Here is a 16,725-nt window from a genome sequence, read left to right as displayed (position 1 = left end):
GGGCTTTAGGCCTTAATTTAGCCCAAAATTCTGACAATGGGTTTCGAGTACATCAAGGCGCTTCATATCATCTTTGTAGTCACCTGGTTTGCAGGGCTTTTTTACATCGTCAGACTCTTCATCTACCAAACTGAAGCGCTGCAAAAACCCGAAGCAGAGCGAAACATCCTCAAGCCTCAACTGGACATGATGGCAAGCCGGCTGTGGCACATCATCACCTGGCCCTCGGCAGTGCTGACGCTGATTTTCGGAACTTGGGTGCTCAGCTACCGTTGGGGATATATGGAGCTCGGATTCATGCATGCGAAATTGGGATTCGTGTTTTTGCTGTATTGCTATCACGGATTCTGCCACGTGCTGTTCAAAGAACTTCAGGCCGGAAAAGCCCGCTGGACCTCGACCCAACTCCGGATTTGGAACGAAGCCTCTACGATCTTGCTTTTTGCAATCGTCTTTCTGATCGTACTCAAAAGCACCCTCAGCATGGTCTGGGGCGTGGCAGGACTCATCGGATTGGCGGTCTCACTGATGCTCGGAATCCGGCTCTATAAAAAATACCGAACTAAAAACCCACAATGAAAACGACCAAACTACTTCTTGGGCTCCTGTTTCTGATCGGATTTGCCTGCAAGCCCGCCAAAGAAGAAGCTACCTCGCCGGCCGAACTTCCGATCTTGGGTGAGCGGCATGTGGACGAAAACCAGGACACGGTCTACCACAGGATTGCCGATTTTTCTTTTGTGAATCAACTCGGCGACACGGTTACCAATGCTGAAGTCGCAGGCAAGATCTACGTCGCTGATTTCTTTTTCACCTCCTGCCCGACCATCTGCCCAATTATGAAAAAGCAGATGCTTCGGGTTTATGAGCAATACGGAGACAATCCTGACTTCAAGATCCTCAGCCACTCGCTGGACGCTGCCTATGATACTCCCGCCGTGCTGAAAGATTTCGCAGAAAAACTGGGAATCGATAATGCTGACACCTGGAATTTCCTAACGGGCGATCAGGAGAAAATCTTCGAAATCGGCCAGACCAGCTACCTGACGACCGCCATGGCAGACCAACTGGAGCCGGGGGGATTTTTGCACAGCGGAGCGTTTCTGCTGGTAGATGGGGAGGGGAGGATCCGCGGGGTGTATGACGGAACCAAAGCAGATCAGGTGGACCGTCTGATCGCCGACATTCCAAAACTCCTTGGGAAATGAGGATTTCTTTGGCTTTAGCTGGAATGCTTTTGGCTTTTTCCTGTGCTCCAAAAGCCAGCAACGAAGAAAACACGCTGGCGCAGATCTCTGACCCTGAGGTGATGCAGTATGCCATTCCGGGGAAAGCCCTATACGAATCCCACTGCGCCAACTGTCACCAATCCGATGGCCGGGGACTGGGAAAGCTGATTCCCCCGCTGAGGGATGCCGACTACTTCAAAGAGAGCGTTCATCGCTCGGCATGGATTATCCGAAATGGACAATCCGGAGAAATCACGGTAAACGGACAAAAATTTGATCAGGCAATGCCGCCAAATCCAACGCTGAAACCGCTGGAAATCGCACAAATCGCCACTTATCTCTATAATATCTGGGGAATGAAAGAGGGCATAATCACGAGTAGCGACACCGAGTCCTACCTGAGAGAAAAACCTGAAGGCTACTAGTCGACCAACAGGGAATCTGATTTCGCCAAAACGCCTTTGATGGCTTTGTTAACCTCGGTGACTGAGACCATCTGCTCCTCCAGATAGGCGGCGATCGCCTCGGGAGATTCCCCTTTGTCCTCCGGTTCGTATTGGTGCATCCAGTCAAACATTCCTTCGTATGCCTGATTCAATTCGACGGCAAGGCCTTCGAGGCGCTTGATCTGATCCGAATCCACAGAGTCCATGGCCGCCAATTCTCCCGCCTTTTGAATTGCTCTTTTCTCCAATGTCTTGAGCTGGCCCAATTTTGGCATCACTTCATCGTGAACGGCAATGACCTCAGCTCTTCTTTCACGATTCAAATCTTCCTGAGTCGGCCCGCAGGCCTGAAAAAAAATCAACAGACTAAAAATCAAACTAATACGAATAAACTTCATCAAATTCAGTTTTTGCTTCTCAAAGGTACAATTTTTTCTTTCCTTAGTTAAAATTCGCTTTTGAAATTATTTCGCCTGAAAAAAACGGGTTTTGATGCTAATTTTGAATATCAATCTCCTCTCTATGAAACCATTCTGCTTTGCCGACGGAGCAATTATCCCTACCGAATCTGCCACGATCCACCCTATGGATCTGGGACTGATCAGGGGTTTTGGGATTTTTGATTTCTTCCGCACTTCTGGATCTACGCCGCTATTTCTCGAGCACTATCTGGACAGATTCATTGCTTCTGCCGAAAAAACCCACATCCCTCTCCCCTACACCCGAGAGCAGCTGCGCCAAATCATCGCTGAGTTGATCGAAAAAAACGATCTCCATGACGGAGGCCTGAGGATGGTCTTGAGCGGTGGAATCTCCGAAAACCATTTTTCACCGGCAGAAGGAAAGCTCTTCATCTTCGCAGAAGCCCTGACCCTGCCCTCGGAGGAAAAATACACAGAGGGGATCAAATTGTTGACATTGGAGTACGTGAGACCGATTGCTGATATTAAGACGACCAACTACACCCTTCCGGTATGGCATAGTGTGAACTGGAAAAGACTCGGCGCGGAAGATGTACTCTATCACTGGAACGGCTGGGTGAGTGAGAGCTCCAGGAGTAATTTCTTCATCGTGAAAAACCGTGTTCTCCACACTCCTGATCAGCATATCCTCATGGGAATCACCCGCAAAAAAATCCTTGAAATCGCCGGGAATGTGGTCATCCGACCGATATCGCTGGAGGAAGTGTGGGAAGCCGACGAAGCGTTCATCTCCAGCACGACCAAGATCTTGCTGCCTGTCACTCGGTTGGATGACCGAATCATCGGAGATGGAACCCCCGGCCCAGTAACGCAGGGGATCTTGGAGAAATTCAGGAAATTGGAAATGGAAACAGTCGCCTAAACACAAAAAAAGCCTCGAGAATTTCGGGGCTTTTGCATTTATTCCAGGATCAATCTGGCCTCTTTGAGGATGTACATCAGCTTCTCGGGATCCTTGGTGTTCAAGGTCAGTTTGCCACGCACTTTGACCCGCTTGGACGTGTACTTGATCGGATTGGTCAGCATGACTTCCATCACCGTCTCGGGACCGCCCGACCCGCAAAAGAAGCATTCAGCCAACGGCAGACTCGAAAGGATAATGTGCTCTGGCTTGAACATGCCTTCAAAAGGGATGATGTAGCCATCCGCCTCAACCTCTTTCCCTTCCAGCTTCTTGATATTCTCAGAAAAAACAGGGACGTACAACTCACCAAATTGGTCTTCGCTGATCTTATAGGACACCTCTGTCAGGCTTTTCCACACTCCCTGAGCACTGGAAGCAAAACTCACCAAGCTGAAAATCAACGCAAAACCCAAAACCACTCCCCACTTTTTCATATGATTATAATTTGTCTTTTAAAGGCTGCGGAATATTGCACAGTTACCAATCATCCAAGCGTGTACGGTCCGCAACCTGCTCTATTTCAAAACGATTTCCCAATTTTGCCCGCTAGTTACGCCTTTGTCAGTTGCTTTGCAATACTTGTTTGATAAGCTGACCAGGCCGGAATAAGGGACGCCACCACCCCGACGCACAACGCATAAACGAGGATCCAAAGTTCTTGTTCTAAAAAAATCCAGGGCTGAATCGCCGTGACGACGCTCTGCTCGCTCTGATTGACCAGCAGCCAGAGAAACGTATGGCCCAAAGCTATCCCCAGTACCGCTCCTAGGAAAGTCAGCATCAGGCCTTCCAAAAAGATCAAAACCAATAGTTGAACCCGTGACGCACCGAGCGCTCTCAAGATTGCCAGATCGTATTTCCGCTCTTTGAGCGAATTGTACAGCGCAATGAAGATCCCAAGTCCCGCAACCAACACCAGCACCACCGCCAGGCCCTGAAGAAGGCTGATGCCGACACCCAGCAACTCAAACAGTCGGGACATCTCAAAAGAAGGAGAAGCTGCCTGCATCGATGTACCTGAATTGATCATCCTCGGCAACTGAATCGCCGCCATTGGGTTTCGGTATTGAATGAGCAAGGTCGTCACCTCCCGATCTTGATCCGAAGCTGGAAATCCGGTTTTGGAAACTTCCTGATGAAATTTAGTATTGTGATCCTCTTCGTGAGAATCAGGGATCAGTTGATCACCGTCTACATCAGCCACTTCTCCTTCCGTAGCACCTTCAGATTCAACGGTTTCTGGCTCTTCATCGTGGGTGTACCATACTGATTCGATACTGGTCATAATCAATCTGTCCACGACATTGACGCGCGGTGCGAGAATACCCGAAACAACAAAATTGTGCTGATCGTGGGCATGACTCCCAACACTGATCCCATGGCTTGAGGCAAATTCAGAGCCGACTGTCAGGCCAGTTTTGGCGGCGACTTCGGATCCGAGCACTACTTCAAAAGGGAGCTCCCAAGTCTTGCCCTGAGAGAACTCGACGCCATACAGCTTCAGATAATCCTGATTGGTTCCGGCGATCCGAAATCCTTCGAGGTTGTCGCCTAGAGCCAAAGGAATGATATTCTTCACCAGCCGGTTTCTGGACAGCTTTTTTGCTTCCTCGATCTTGATATTTCCTGTCGGAAAATCAATGTGGTAAACCGACGAAAGGATCAGCTGAAGCGGGCTGCCCTTTGCGCCCACGACCAGATCGATTCCGGCAGCATCCTGATTCATCTTCTTCTCAAACTGATCCTGAATCAAGAGCAAAACCGTGATGATCGCCAGACCGAGTGCCAACAAAAAGATATTCAAACCCGTGGAAAGCGGGCGGAAGGTCAGGTATTTCCAGCTGATCTTAAACAGATTCATGAGCCTTGACTTCGATAAAGTTGGAAATATGGTTCTTCACCCGCTGATCGTGGGTAACGATCAGCAGCGCCGCGCCGATCTTGGAGGCTTGTGATGTTAAAAGCCGGATGACTTTTTCGGTATTTTCATCGTCCAGGCTGGAAGTGGGCTCATCCGCAAGAATCAGTTTGGGACTCGTGGCTAGGGCTCTGGCGATGGAAACCCGCTGGCTTTCTCCCTCACTTAAGGTCTGAACAGAAGATTCTGCTTTGGCACCAATCCCAAGCTCCGAGAGCAGATGACCGATGTCCTTCCCCTTCTTTTTACTGAAAAAGTGCGCCAGTTCTAAGTTTTTCCGGACATTTAGGGCTGCTATCAGGTGGGGCTTTTGAAAAACGATCCCGATGTTTTTGCCTCGAAACACGTCCAAAGCCTGGCCCGAAAGGGACGACATCGCAACGCCATCGAGTTTGATTTCGCCAGTTTGCGGATGCAGGAGACCCGCCAAAAGATTGAGTAGCGTAGTTTTGCCGCTTCCGGATTTCCCCAAAACAAGGAGTGCCTCGCCGGCGTCCAGCTTGATCGCGGGAAAAGCAATCGCGGGCTGCCCGGGATGGGCATAATGCAATGCGCTTGTTTGTAACAACATCTTTTATTTCACAGGAATGGTAACAAAGAAAGTGGTTCCCTTGCCCACTTCACTTTCAAAAGTAATGTCCCCGTTCAAAACGTCAAGGCATTTTCTGACAATAGAAAGTCCAAGCCCGGATCCCTCCACGATGCCGACATTTTTGGCACGGAAAAATCTGTCAAACAGCTTATTCTGCTCAGACTTTGGGATTCCTATCCCCTTATCAGTCACCTGCGCAAGGAGTTTATTGTCCTCGATCGCCAACTTAAAATCGACCTGTTTGCCATCCTTTGAGTATTTCACAGCATTGGAAAGCAGATTTTCAAAAACCTGATAGACAAGTTCGGGATCAGAAGTGATCGTCTTGGGCAGCTCTCCTATTTCTGTCTTGATGGTCACCTCGTTGTCAATTCCCGCCTTGACCGTATCCAGCAGTTCCTTGACAAAGGCTGCGGAAAATATCTTCTTGGGCCTGAATTCGAGCTTGTTTTCATCTGCTTTGCCAAAGAACAGTACGCTGGTCAGCAGATTGTTCAAGGCGCGGACTGAATGCTCGATCTTGAAGGAATGCTTGCTGATCTTCTGCTTGAAGGGATGGTCCTTTTCCGCATAGATCTGCAGTAGCTGGGCAGAACTCAGGATCGAAGTGAGCGGGGTCTTAAATCCATGGGACACGTTGAGTACGATCCGGGACTTCAGTTCATTGATTTCCCTTTCTTTTTCGAGGGCTTTGGTCAGCTCCTTATTGGCTTCGTACAGCTCGGCCGTACGCTGCTTTACTTTTTCTTCGAGTTCGTTGTTCAGCTTTTGCAGTTCCTTTTCCTTTCGGTCTTTGAAGATGGCCAACTCGATCACCATGTTCAGCTCCCTGATGTTAAACGGCTTGATCACGTACGCACTCGGGTTCGTGCCGACGACCTTGTTGAGCGTTTCTGCATCTGAGCTCGCGCTCAGGTACACGACGGGGATATCGTACTTTTCGTTGATGATCTCGGTGGTCTTGATTCCGTCAAGCTCACCGGCAAGGTTGATATCCATCATCACGATGTCCACCAGATTTTCCTCCAGGAGGTCAAGGGCCTTTTCGCCGGTATCCGCTATTCCCACTATCTGGTGGGCATTTTTTTCGAGTGCTCGCTGAAGCAAAAGAGCAGAAACCGAATCGTCCTCGACAATCAGGATTTTCAATGTAAACATGGGCTAGATGGCGAAAAGGGGTGAGGTCATTTCGGGTTTGAAAATACAAAAATTACGTGTCGAACAATGGAATTTTGACTAAGACTCTGGTTCCTTCGTTTTTTGCACTCCAAACTTGAATCTCTCCCCCCATGAGATTGACCAGATTCCGGGTGATGCTCAGCCCGAGCCCGGTACCTTCGAATAGCCGGGTGTGCCCGTCGCTTTCCTGCTCGAAAGGATCAAACATCCTACTCTGGAAATCGGCTGAAATTCCAACTCCAGAGTCGGTCACTTCCAGCAGGAGCTGATCATCCACCCGCTCAACCGCGACGACGATCGTCCCCACCTCCGTATACTTGGTGGAGTTGCTGATCAGGTTGTTGAGAATGATCTCCAGAAATCTCCGGTCTACGTTTGCCTGAAAAGAAGGTCCCAAAAATTTAAACTCAAGCGTCAGCTTCTTCCTCGCCGCCACTGCCTTGAGCGGCTTGATGATGGTCTCCAAAAACTCCCTGACCTCTGTTTTGGTGTAGATGACAGGCATCTTGTTGGCTTCGGTTTTGGCGATATCGAGCAGGGAATTGATCGTCCCCAGCAGCCGCTCACCGCTTTGTAGGATGATGTCAAGCTGGGACTGGAGCTCCTGGTCATCACTTCGGCTCATCTTGATATGCTCAGTCCCGCCGATGATTCCATTGAGCGGCGTCCTGATTTCATGGCTGAGATTGGACAGCAGGCTGGACTTGAATCGGTTTGCTTGCTCTGCTTTCTCCTTGGCTTCCATGAGTTTGAGCTGGACGGATTTCTGTGCCGAGATATCCTTGAAGACCGAGAGCACGAGTCCCCTACCCCGATAGTCGTCGTCCAGCATGACCGAATACACGTCCATCTCCAGAAGGCCCGTCTTCCATTGGATGGGTGTTTCAATGGAAATCCCGTTCCCTGGCGACATCCGAACGCGCTTTAGCAAAACGTCCAGAAAAAAATCCTGATGCTCGTCATTGTTAAACAGCACACAGATCGTCTTTCCCTCCAGTTCTTCGACGGTACACTTCATCATCTTGGCAAATGCGGGATTTACGGTCAATATCGACTCACCTTCAAGCGTCAGTAGCATCCCGTCCTGCGAACTGGTCCAGACGTTCTTAAACTGCCGTTCAGCGCTCTCCTTCCTTTTGCTTTCGCGGTCTACCGCCGTCTTCAGCGAGCCTAGGTTTTGAAGCTGTCTGAAAAACCGGTCTATCAAGACACCCAATCCCACCAAAAAAAGAACTGAGACCACGATAAACCAAGCCTGAAGGTAGAAAGGAGGTCGAATCTCGAATGGTGCGGAAAGAACGGTCTCAGAAAAATCCTCCCCGTCATAGGACGCCTTGAGCTCAAACTGATAGTCACCCGCGGGAAGATTGCTGAAAAACAGCTGATTTGAGGTGGGTTTCTTCAGGATAGTCCAAGCTGCATTTTCAGAATTCTTCAGCCGGTAATGGATCCACAATTCCCTGGCCTCGTTGAATCCCGCTGCCAAAAAATCAACTTGCAGGAGGTTTTGTGCATAGGGGATCCTGGATTTCTTCTTTCCCAAAATCTCCTCCGCACCCAACTTCACGGAAGTCAGATAAACTTGGGGCGCTCCTGCCGCGTAAAATTCCTCCTCTGGAAAGTAGATGGAGAGGCCTTTTTGCGTGCCGATCATGATCCTCCCCGAGGCGGCCTCTACCAGCGCTCCCCGGTTGATCTCATCTCCCACCAGACCATTTTTCTCGTTGTAGTGCAGGGTCTTTCCCTCCCCGAGCACAAATACCCCATCATCAGTCCCCGCCCAAATATTTCCCCGGCTGTCTTTCATCAAGGCAAAAACAGAATTGGTAATCGACTTGCCCTGATGGAGATAAAAACCAAGATACCCTTCGCGATAGACCTTCAGGCCAAACTCGGTACCCAGCAAGATTCCTCCGTCCGGCAACTCCAGAAAATCGTAGCCCTCTGCCAAAAGATACCTCGATGTCTCGGCGATGGGATACCGGTTTTCCAGCTTACTCGCCCTCAAGACGACGATCTTCCCATTTTTTACCTTCCCTGCCTTTCTATAAAAAAAGGGCGTTTTCCCCAGCAGGGAATCGATCTCTTGCGTTAACTCCCGCGAATACAGTTGACTACCCCGCGAGGTCGTCGGCGCAATAAATATCCGCTTGCCAGAGGTGATCAACAAGCTGTCGCCCACAACCTGAACAAAGCTAATGTTCGTTTCTTTTGGAGGAGGCATGAGCGTGACCCGCTGTGTCTTATGGTCAAAAACCCCCACTCCTCCGTAGTTGGCGGAAAACCAGGTCCTGCTTTCTCCTTCTTTGGAAAAGTTGACAATCCGGTAATTTGGCAGCCCGATCTGGAATGGATCGCTGTAGATGGTTTTGATATCCCTCCGGCTAAAAATCTGGATCCCGTTGTTGAAGCCAAACAGAAAAGAGCCATCTCCCAAATCCGACACAGCAGTCAACTCCTCGCCCAGAAACTCAGTAACCTCCCCTCCGTAGTTTTGAAAGACCTGACTGTTGTTGTTGGCCATGCCTCTGCTGGAACCTACCCAAAGAATCCCCTCACGGTCCAGAAAAATGGTCTGAATGGATGTCGCGTGGAAGATATTCTCGAGATCGATTACCACGGGACGGTTTCGTGAGGGGTTGTATTTCCAGAGCGGAGAGTTGAAATGATAGAAGACGTTTTCCCCGGAAAACTCAAGCGAAAAAAAATCATCATTCACTATCGCTCCGCTGGTAAATCCTTGACTGACAATCTCAGTAGGAAACTCTGCTTTCGGACCTTTGGCCAGGTAGTTTCTCCCCAAAAAATAAAACTCACCCGAATGGGGAGACTTCTTGACGACTACTGGAGGCGAAGGCAGAGGAATCCCCCTATACTCATAGGGTGTCAGCGTTCCTTCCTTAAACTTAAAAGATCCCAGTTCGAAATTGAGGATCACTTCAGCCGAATTTTCCAGAACCGAGGCCAATCTGCCCGTTTTCAGCAGGTCCCTTTCCACAATGAACTTGTCCACGTCTCCTTCTTTCCAATACAGAAGATGGCTGCCGATGTCCATAAAGAAATACTTACCGCTCCCCTTTCCTACTGTAAAAAAGCCAGTCCCCGGAGAGTATTGCTCGGCCAGCCCGGCTGGAAAGGAGCTTTCTTCCCATCCCTCACCTACTGACTTCACCAATACGGGAACACCGTTGCCATTGTAAAGCCACATCGTCCCGTCTTCGTCTTTGGCGACGTCGATGCGATAGTTGAACCGGGCGATCAGCGTATCAGGCAACTCATACGTCTGAATACCATCCGAATACACCACCCCCCTCGATGTGGTAAACCACATACGGCCCAAGGAGTCCTGCTCTATTCCTAATACATTTTGGGTCGGTAGTTTGACTCCTTTTGGCTGGACGTTAAACTTAAAACTCTGCGCACCGACAAGCCCATTGATCGATAGAAAGATCAGGGTAAAAAGTAACGTGCGTGATGTCCAACTAAACATGAAACGAAAATAGGAAAAGATTTCGCTCGCTAAATTCCCCCGAGATTGTTTAGCTTTTCTTTTGTCAGCGGGTGGTTTCTTTTATTTTTGTGCCAAACTTTATAAAACCGAAGCATGAGCGTACTTGTCAATAAATATTCTAAAGTAATCGTACAGGGATTTACTGGGTCAGAAGGCTCCTTCCACGCACAGCAGATGATCGAATACGGCACTAACGTAGTCGGCGGTGTGACTCCTGGCAAAGGCGGCTCCACCCATCTGGAAAAACCCGTGTTCAATTCTGTAGAAGAAGCAGTGCAGAAGACCGGTGCAGATGTTTCCATCATCTTTGTTCCGCCGGCTTTTGCGGCAGATGCGATCATGGAAGCTGCGGATGCCGGTATCAAAGTAATCATCACGATCACCGAGGGGATTCCAGTTGCAGACATGATGACGGCCAAGCCCTATATCAAGGAGAGAGGCTGCATCCTGATCGGACCAAACTGCCCGGGCGTCATCACACCAGGCGAGGCCAAAGTAGGCATCATGCCGGGCTTTGTCTTCAAATCTGGCCGCATCGGAATCGTATCCAAGTCAGGAACCCTTACCTACGAAGCTGCTGATCAGGTAGCCAAAGCCGGAATGGGCGTATCCACAGCCATCGGCATCGGCGGTGACCCGATCATCGGTACCTCCACCAAGCAGGCTGTCGAGCTGTTGATGAATGATCCTGAGACCGACGCAATTGTCATGATCGGTGAGATTGGCGGTAATTACGAGGCTGAGGCTGCAAAATGGATCCGCGAAAATGGCAACAAAAAGCCGGTAGTAGGATTTATCGCAGGACAGACTGCTCCAGCCGGACGCAGAATGGGTCACGCGGGCGCGATCATCGGCGGAGCCGACGATACCGCAGCAGCCAAGATGCGAATCATGAGAGAAAACGGAATCCATGTGGTAGACTCTCCTGCCGAAATCGGCGTAACGATGGCCAAGGCCCTCGGAGTGCTGGCTTGATTTGACAAATTGATCGAGTCAAAAAAACTCGAAATCCATAACAACCGCCTCGGATCAAAAATCCGGGGCGGTTTTGCGTTACGGCGCAAAGAATCCTGATCACATTTCGTATTTTCAGTCCATGCAGAAGCCCGGCTTTTTTGTCTCCGATCAGTTTTATTCCAAAAAAGTCCAGGAGCTGAATGTGCGAAGCATCCGCCTGGCTCCTCCCGTGGAGTCGATTCGGAACTGTGCCGAAAAGATGGCAACGGAAAAAGTCAGCTGCCTTTTCATTGGGGAGTCAACACAGGAGATCTCCGGCTACATCACCGACCTGACACTCCGCGACAAGGTGCTGGCCAGAGGCCTCCCGACGGAATCCCCCGTCAGCCTGATCATGGAAACCGACCTGGTCAGTATCACTCCCGATGCATCTCTGGTAGAGGCGCTCCTGCTGATGTTTCAGACCAAAGCGCGGTATCTCTTAGTGAAAAATAAAGAAGGATATCTGGGATGGATCAGCAGAACAAAAGTACTCACTGAGCAAAGTCAGGGGCCGTTTATGTTTATCCAATCCGTCAAAGAGGCCCGACAAATCTCAGAGTTGGCCGACAAGTGGGCCAAGATGCCCGAGATCATCCATCTACTGATCAGCCGGGGAATGAAAGCCGGCCTTGTCAACCAGATCATCACCACGGTAGCGGACACGATTACCCAGCGCGTCATCGAGCGGGTGATCAAAGAGATCGGTCCAGCGCCGGCCAAGTTTGTGTTTTTTGTACTCGGCAGCGAAGGACGGGGTGAACTCACACTCAAGACTGATCAAGACAACGCGATCATCTACGAGGACAAAGCCAACGAACACCGGGAGGAGGTTCGCGCTTATTTTTTGGACTTTGCCACGCGGGTCTCCACTGCGTTGGACAGCATCGGTATTGTCTTTTGCGAGGGGGATCTGATGGCCATGAATCCCAAGTGGACACACTCGCTTTCCCACTGGAAGCGCAACTACGACACGTGGATTTCAGATGCGTCGCAGGAGACCGCGATGAACTATTCGACTTTCTTCGATTGCCGGGCCATATATGGCGAGCTTTCGATCCTGACCGAATTGAAAAACTACATGGGGGAACTTTTGGAAAAAGCCCCGGAGCGGTTTTTCATCAATCTCGGACACAATGCCCTGCAGTACCAAGCGCCGCTGACTTTTTTCCGAAAGATCAGAACTGAAGAAATCGACGGCGAGAAGCAACTCAACCTCAAGCAGACCATGCGACCCATCGTCGATCTGGCGAGAGTCTATGCGCTCAAGTACCGAATCTATGACACGAATACAACCGACCGGATCAATTTACTGAAGGAAAAAGGTGTATTCACCGCCAAAGAAGCCTTGGAACTGATCCACGCTTTTGACTACCTGATGGGGTTGAGATTGGAAAATCAGTCCCGGTCGATCTTGGATCAGCACCGGAAGCCCAAGAACTATCTGAAACTGAAAGATCTCACCAAAGTCCAACAAGTGACGCTGATTGAGATTTTTAAAGTTATCGAAGAATTCCAGGCCCGGATAAAAATTTCATTTACCAGAAGTCTATAATTTTCTCCTTTCATAAATACTTTCATAAATTTTTTATAAAAGTTGTTTTTTGTTTACCAAAGTTTTTTAATTTTGTTTGAAAGAATAAATTGCAAAACGCAGCGAGGATCTCGCGCTAAAGTTGGGCGTTTCCCTTCCTTTCAAACTTTAATTTGGTAGAAAGCCGCAAAGTCTTCTACGGATGAACTGAAAACACCAAATACACTGACAATAAATCTTACATCACTAAACTGTCTCACCAGTATGCTCAGTAAGTATCCTCTCTCCGAAGTTGAAAAGGCTTTTCTGGCCGAATCCGGAGTAGATAAAATCTCGACCCTGATTCCTTACCTCCTCGTTGACAATTTCCCTAAACTGGGCCTGCTCACCGCCTGCCGTTTTTTGGAGTGGGTAGCCGAAAACCCGGAAGGAGTCATCAGCTTGCCAACCGGTAAATCCCCGGAGTTTTTTATCAAATGGACACAACATTTACTGGAAAACTGGGACAACAAAAAAGGCAAAGAAGTCCGGGAAAAATACGGTTTGGGAGCCTGCAAAAAGCCAGTTCTAAAGGATCTGACTTTTGTGCAGATCGATGAATTCTACCCGATTTCCTCCAAGCAGCACAACAGTTTCTTCGACTACGTCAACAAATTCTACATCCAGGGTTTTGGTCTGTCCCAGGAAAAAGCCATCCTGATCAACTCCGACGAAATCCCACTGGCTGACGGCTTGCATTTCAGTCAGGTATTTCCTGATCTGAAGGTTGATCTCTCGCTGAGATTCCGCGACCCGATCAGCGATCAGGAAAAAATCCAGCAGAAATCGATCTACATGATCGACCAGTGGTGCGGAGACTACGAGCAGCGCATCCGTGACAAGGGCGGAATTGGATTCTTCCTCGGCGGCATTGGTCCCGATGGACACATCGCGTTCAACACCCGCGGTTCCCACATCTTCTCGGTGACCCGACTGACTGACACTAACTTTGAGACCCAAGCGGTCGCTGCGGGCGATCTCGGCGGCATCGAAATCTCTGCCAACCGACTGGTGATGACCATCGGTCTGGATACGATCGTTTACAATCCTGACGCAGTCGGGATTATCATTGCGGCTGGTGAAGCCAAAGCAGGCATTGTCAGAGACTCTCTGGAGACTCCTCTGAACAATGTCTATCCCGCGACCGTCCTACAAAAACTGAAAAACGGCCGCTTCTACCTGACCAAAGGTGCAGCAGTGAAGCTCACAGACTCGCTGGATTCCTACTACCAAAAAGGCGAGTGGACCTTTGAGAAAACTGAAAGGGCCGTCTTGGAGCTTTGCAAAAAGCTAAACAAATACGGTCACCGCATCAAAATCGGAGATCTAAAAGCTGACAAATACACCAAGCTGATTCCCGGACTCAACGAAGACACCGTCAATCAGGTGATGAAGGCAGCCGAGGCCAAGCTTGCAAAAGGGCTCGAACAAGAGAGCAATGAGGTGCTACTCCACACCGGACCGCACCACGACGACATCTCGCTCGGTATCCTGCCGCACATCACCAATCAACTCAACGAGCCCAGCAACGAAGCGCACTTCTCAGTCTTGACTTCTGGCTTCACGGCGGTGACCAACACCTTTGTGATCGACACCTTGCAGACTACAAAAAGACTGCTGGACGAAGGCAAGATCCAAATGGTCAACTTCGAAGACTTCTTCGAAGTGGGCTACAGCCTCAAGACCGACAAGGACGTCTACCATTTCCTCACCAATGTTGCCTCGGAAAATCCCGATGCCCGCAAGCGTGGACTTTGTCACAGGGTGGTAAGAGCGTTGGTAATCGTCTATGGTGTCAAAAACAAAACGCAACTGCGTGAGACGATCAACGAAGTCATCAGCGTACTGAAAAACTCCTACGACGGGGAGAAAAATCCCGCGAAGATCCAAAAAGTGAAGGGCATGATCCGGGAGTTTGAGGAAGAGCTGGTCTGGGCGCACTTTGGTGTGCAGGTGAAGAATGTTCACCACCTCAGACTGGGCTTCTACACCGGAGATATCTTTACCGAGCAGCCGGACAAAAACCGCGATGTGGATCCGATCGTGGACATGTTCCGCAAGATCAAGCCGACAAAGATCAGCTTAACCCTGGATCCAGAAGGTTCCGGCCCTGATACCCACTACAAAGTACTCCAGGCGACCGCTGAGGCGGTCAAGAAATGGAGTCAGGAGCATGACACCAGCAATCTGCGAATCATCGGTTATCGAAACGTCTGGTTCAAGTTTGAGCCACACGAAGCGAACGTGATCGTGCCGGTTTCCCTGGGAGACATGTCTGTAATGGAAGATTCCTTCTCCAATTGCTACCTAAGCCAGGTCAATGCTTCCTTCCCAAGCTACGCACACAACGGTAAGTTCAGCACCGTGGCTAAGCGTACCTGGGTAGGACAACTTAACGACATCCAGCTTTTGCTCGGCAAAAATTACTTCTACCAGCACGATCGGGCAAAAGTAAGAGCGAGTCACGGCCTCATTTTCTTCAGAGACATGAATGTGGAAGAGTTTTTGGCCACAGCCAGAGAGCTGGAGAAATCAATCGACGGAATGGTATAAGCCATTCCAAAAGCTACCAAACCTATTCAGAAAGCGGTCGGGAATTTTCCGGCGGCTTTCTGCATTAAACCAATTATTCATTTGATTACATAGACCATTGCGAATGGAAAAAGCCATACTAGGATTAGATATCGGAGGCACCAGCATCAAAGGCGGGGTTTTGGTCAAAGGACATCTCGAAGACATTCGCTCTATTCCCACGCCTGCTCAGGAAAGCAAGGAACACATCCTGGAGACGATAGCAGCGTTCATCGGCACGTACTCGCATTATGACTTTGTGGGGATCGGTATCGGCATTCCCGGCCTCGTAGATTCCAGTGAAGGAATCGTCCTTGGTCTGGCGAATATTCCGTCCTTCCAGCACGTCGAACTCAAAAAATTCCTGACCGGTCGGTTTTCCAAACCGGTATTTGTAAACAACGACGCCAATTGCTTCGCCATCGGTGTGCATAAATACGGGGTGGGTAAACCCTTCAAAAACTTGGTAGGCATCACGCTGGGCACAGGAGTCGGCGGAGGCATTGTGATCAATGGCCACCTGTACTCCGGATTGTTTTCCGCTGCCGGAGAATGGTGCAGCGCTCCCTACCTCGATCACAATTTCGAATATTATTGCAGTGGAAAATTCTTCCACCAGGTATACAACAGCAAGCCGAAGGCATTGGCAAAACAGGCCCTGGCGGGTGATCCGGTAGCGATTCAGGCCTTCGACGAGTTTGGTCAGCACCTGGGCGAACTCTTCAAGATGATCATGTACGGACTGGCTCCCGAAGCGATCGTCCTCGGTGGCTCGATCCGCAAGACCTATCCCCTTTTCAAAAGATCACTCTTCAAGACACTGGAGACCTTTGCTTATCCGACGGTATTGGCCAACCTGAAGATTCTCATCTCAGAGCTCGACGAGACAGCGATCCACGGGGCAGTTGCTCTGGTGGATGTGGAAAAAATAATGGTGGAAGCCTAAAAAAACATTAAAGTTGGTTTAGTTAGTCAAAAAGGGCGGTTTCTCAGAAACCGCTTTTTTTTTCTGAAAGTCTGGTTAGCTTACCCCATAGTTGTTCCAGGACATCAGTTTTGGCTAAGTTTTTTCTTTAGAGAAAAGTTTTTTCTACGTGCTCTTAGGCAACAGCTGTGGGTGCTTAGCGTCTGATATCAGTTTTATGCTCGGGGTATAGTCCACCAAAAAAAAGACGACCTTTTCTAGTTGGACGCTAATGATTTAAGTTTTTGGAGCCTTTTTTCTAGGCGCTCCATTTCCGCTTTTCTTCGTTCATCAATGATCTCCTGCCTGAGTTGAGGTTCTTTATAAGGGGTATTGTCCCTGAGAATATGATAGGCGGCT

14 protein-coding genes are annotated in these 16,725 nt (G+C 49.5%); 8 read left to right on the top strand and 6 right to left on the bottom strand.

From position 1 onward, the window contains the following. Positions 1-36 precede the first annotated feature (36 nt). From G459_RS0120170 to G459_RS0120160, 3 genes are read left to right on the top strand one after another with little or no spacing between them, the layout of a single operon-like run. The gene (locus G459_RS0120170) at positions 37-579 is read left to right on the top strand and encodes a CopD family protein (protein WP_026969261.1); all 543 of its coding nucleotides are present in this window, start codon (positions 37-39) and stop codon (positions 577-579) included. After that, a complete protein-coding gene (locus G459_RS0120165; RefSeq protein ID WP_026969260.1) occupies positions 576-1,208 on the top strand; it encodes an SCO family protein in 633 nt (210 codons plus the stop codon). Before G459_RS0120170 ends, G459_RS0120165 begins: the two co-directional genes overlap by 4 nt. After that, complete coding sequence (locus tag G459_RS0120160) at positions 1,205-1,654, top strand: c-type cytochrome (RefSeq protein ID WP_026969259.1); 450 nt, start codon at positions 1,205-1,207, stop codon at positions 1,652-1,654. Before G459_RS0120165 ends, G459_RS0120160 begins: the two co-directional genes overlap by 4 nt. On the opposite strand, the gene G459_RS0120155 is transcribed toward G459_RS0120160, so the two are convergent. Then, the gene (locus tag G459_RS0120155; RefSeq protein WP_035456506.1) at positions 1,651-2,073 is read right to left on the bottom strand and encodes a hypothetical protein; all 423 of its coding nucleotides are present in this window, start codon (positions 2,071-2,073) and stop codon (positions 1,651-1,653) included. The genes G459_RS0120160 and G459_RS0120155 overlap by 4 nt on opposite strands. A gap of 124 nt (positions 2,074-2,197) precedes the next feature. Between G459_RS0120155 and G459_RS0120150 the strand changes: the two genes are divergently transcribed. Continuing rightward, a complete protein-coding gene (locus tag G459_RS0120150) occupies positions 2,198-3,019 on the top strand; it encodes an aminotransferase class IV (RefSeq protein ID WP_026969257.1) in 822 nt (273 codons plus the stop codon). Positions 3,020-3,057: 38 nt separating this feature from the next. Here G459_RS0120150 and G459_RS0120145 read toward each other — a convergent pair whose 3' ends face one another. The 5 genes from G459_RS0120145 to G459_RS0120125 form a co-directional block, all read right to left on the bottom strand. Then, positions 3,058-3,495 carry a hypothetical protein gene (locus G459_RS0120145; RefSeq protein ID WP_026969256.1) on the bottom strand — a complete coding sequence of 146 codons (438 nt, stop codon included), beginning with the start codon at positions 3,493-3,495 and terminating at the stop codon, positions 3,058-3,060. A 116-nt stretch (positions 3,496-3,611) separates the two neighbouring features. Next, positions 3,612-4,922 carry an ABC transporter permease gene (locus G459_RS0120140; RefSeq protein ID WP_026969255.1) on the bottom strand — a complete coding sequence of 437 codons (1,311 nt, stop codon included), beginning with the start codon at positions 4,920-4,922 and terminating at the stop codon, positions 3,612-3,614. Next, positions 4,909-5,550, bottom strand: a complete 642-nt coding sequence (locus G459_RS0120135) for an ABC transporter ATP-binding protein (protein WP_026969254.1) — start codon at positions 5,548-5,550, stop codon at positions 4,909-4,911. The genes G459_RS0120140 and G459_RS0120135 overlap by 14 nt, the downstream gene beginning before the upstream one ends. A 3-nt stretch (positions 5,551-5,553) precedes the next feature. Next, positions 5,554-6,729 carry a hybrid sensor histidine kinase/response regulator gene (locus G459_RS0120130; protein WP_026969253.1) on the bottom strand — a complete coding sequence of 392 codons (1,176 nt, stop codon included), beginning with the start codon at positions 6,727-6,729 and terminating at the stop codon, positions 5,554-5,556. Between the two features lie 52 nt (positions 6,730-6,781). Continuing rightward, entirely contained in the window at positions 6,782-10,240 is a 3,459-nt protein-coding gene (locus G459_RS0120125; RefSeq protein ID WP_026969252.1) for an ATP-binding protein, read from the bottom strand. Positions 10,241-10,354: 114 nt separating this feature from the next. On the opposite strand from G459_RS0120125, the gene sucD reads away from it, so the two are divergent. From sucD to G459_RS0120105, 4 genes are all read left to right on the top strand, one after another. Further along, on the top strand, positions 10,355-11,236 hold the full coding sequence (gene sucD, locus G459_RS0120120; RefSeq protein WP_026969251.1) for a succinate--CoA ligase subunit alpha: 882 nt from the start codon (positions 10,355-10,357) through the stop codon (positions 11,234-11,236). Positions 11,237-11,357: 121 nt separating this feature from the next. Then, positions 11,358-12,812 carry a DUF294 nucleotidyltransferase-like domain-containing protein gene (locus tag G459_RS0120115; RefSeq protein ID WP_026969250.1) on the top strand — a complete coding sequence of 485 codons (1,455 nt, stop codon included), beginning with the start codon at positions 11,358-11,360 and terminating at the stop codon, positions 12,810-12,812. Between the two features lie 243 nt (positions 12,813-13,055). Beyond that, positions 13,056-15,383 (top strand): PIG-L family deacetylase, encoded by a 2,328-nt coding sequence (locus G459_RS0120110; RefSeq protein ID WP_026969249.1) that lies wholly within the window; start codon positions 13,056-13,058, stop codon positions 15,381-15,383. 103 nt (positions 15,384-15,486) lie between these two features. Then, positions 15,487-16,347 (top strand): ROK family protein, encoded by an 861-nt coding sequence (locus tag G459_RS0120105; protein WP_035456505.1) that lies wholly within the window; start codon positions 15,487-15,489, stop codon positions 16,345-16,347. Positions 16,348-16,725: the final 378 nt, after the last annotated feature.

Origin of the sequence: Algoriphagus terrigena DSM 22685, from assembly GCF_000429445.1 — a bacterium.
GTDB classification, from domain to species: Bacteria; Bacteroidota; Bacteroidia; order Cytophagales; family Cyclobacteriaceae; genus Algoriphagus; species Algoriphagus terrigena.
The sequence above is the reverse complement of the archived record's forward strand: the minus strand, read 5'-3'. Positions and strand labels throughout refer to the sequence as shown.

Excerpts from the sequence above, each read along its gene's own strand:
- G459_RS0120170 (WP_026969261.1), top strand. The coding sequence starts at position 37 with ATGGGTTTCGAGTACATCAAGGCGCTTCATATCATCTTTGTAGTCACC.
- G459_RS0120165 (WP_026969260.1), top strand. The coding sequence starts at position 576 with ATGAAAACGACCAAACTACTTCTTGGGCTCCTGTTTCTGATCGGATTT.
- G459_RS0120160 (WP_026969259.1), top strand. The coding sequence starts at position 1,205 with ATGAGGATTTCTTTGGCTTTAGCTGGAATGCTTTTGGCTTTTTCCTGT.
- G459_RS0120155 (WP_035456506.1), bottom strand. The coding sequence starts at position 2,073 with ATGAAGTTTATTCGTATTAGTTTGATTTTTAGTCTGTTGATTTTTTTT.
- G459_RS0120150 (WP_026969257.1), top strand. The coding sequence starts at position 2,198 with ATGAAACCATTCTGCTTTGCCGACGGAGCAATTATCCCTACCGAATCT.
- G459_RS0120145 (WP_026969256.1), bottom strand. The coding sequence starts at position 3,495 with ATGAAAAAGTGGGGAGTGGTTTTGGGTTTTGCGTTGATTTTCAGCTTG.
- G459_RS0120140 (WP_026969255.1), bottom strand. The coding sequence starts at position 4,922 with ATGAATCTGTTTAAGATCAGCTGGAAATACCTGACCTTCCGCCCGCTT.
- G459_RS0120135 (WP_026969254.1), bottom strand. The coding sequence starts at position 5,550 with ATGTTGTTACAAACAAGCGCATTGCATTATGCCCATCCCGGGCAGCCC.
- G459_RS0120130 (WP_026969253.1), bottom strand. The coding sequence starts at position 6,729 with ATGTTTACATTGAAAATCCTGATTGTCGAGGACGATTCGGTTTCTGCT.
- G459_RS0120125 (WP_026969252.1), bottom strand. The coding sequence starts at position 10,240 with ATGTTTAGTTGGACATCACGCACGTTACTTTTTACCCTGATCTTTCTA.
- sucD (WP_026969251.1), top strand. The coding sequence starts at position 10,355 with ATGAGCGTACTTGTCAATAAATATTCTAAAGTAATCGTACAGGGATTT.
- G459_RS0120115 (WP_026969250.1), top strand. The coding sequence starts at position 11,358 with ATGCAGAAGCCCGGCTTTTTTGTCTCCGATCAGTTTTATTCCAAAAAA.
- G459_RS0120110 (WP_026969249.1), top strand. The coding sequence starts at position 13,056 with ATGCTCAGTAAGTATCCTCTCTCCGAAGTTGAAAAGGCTTTTCTGGCC.
- G459_RS0120105 (WP_035456505.1), top strand. The coding sequence starts at position 15,487 with ATGGAAAAAGCCATACTAGGATTAGATATCGGAGGCACCAGCATCAAA.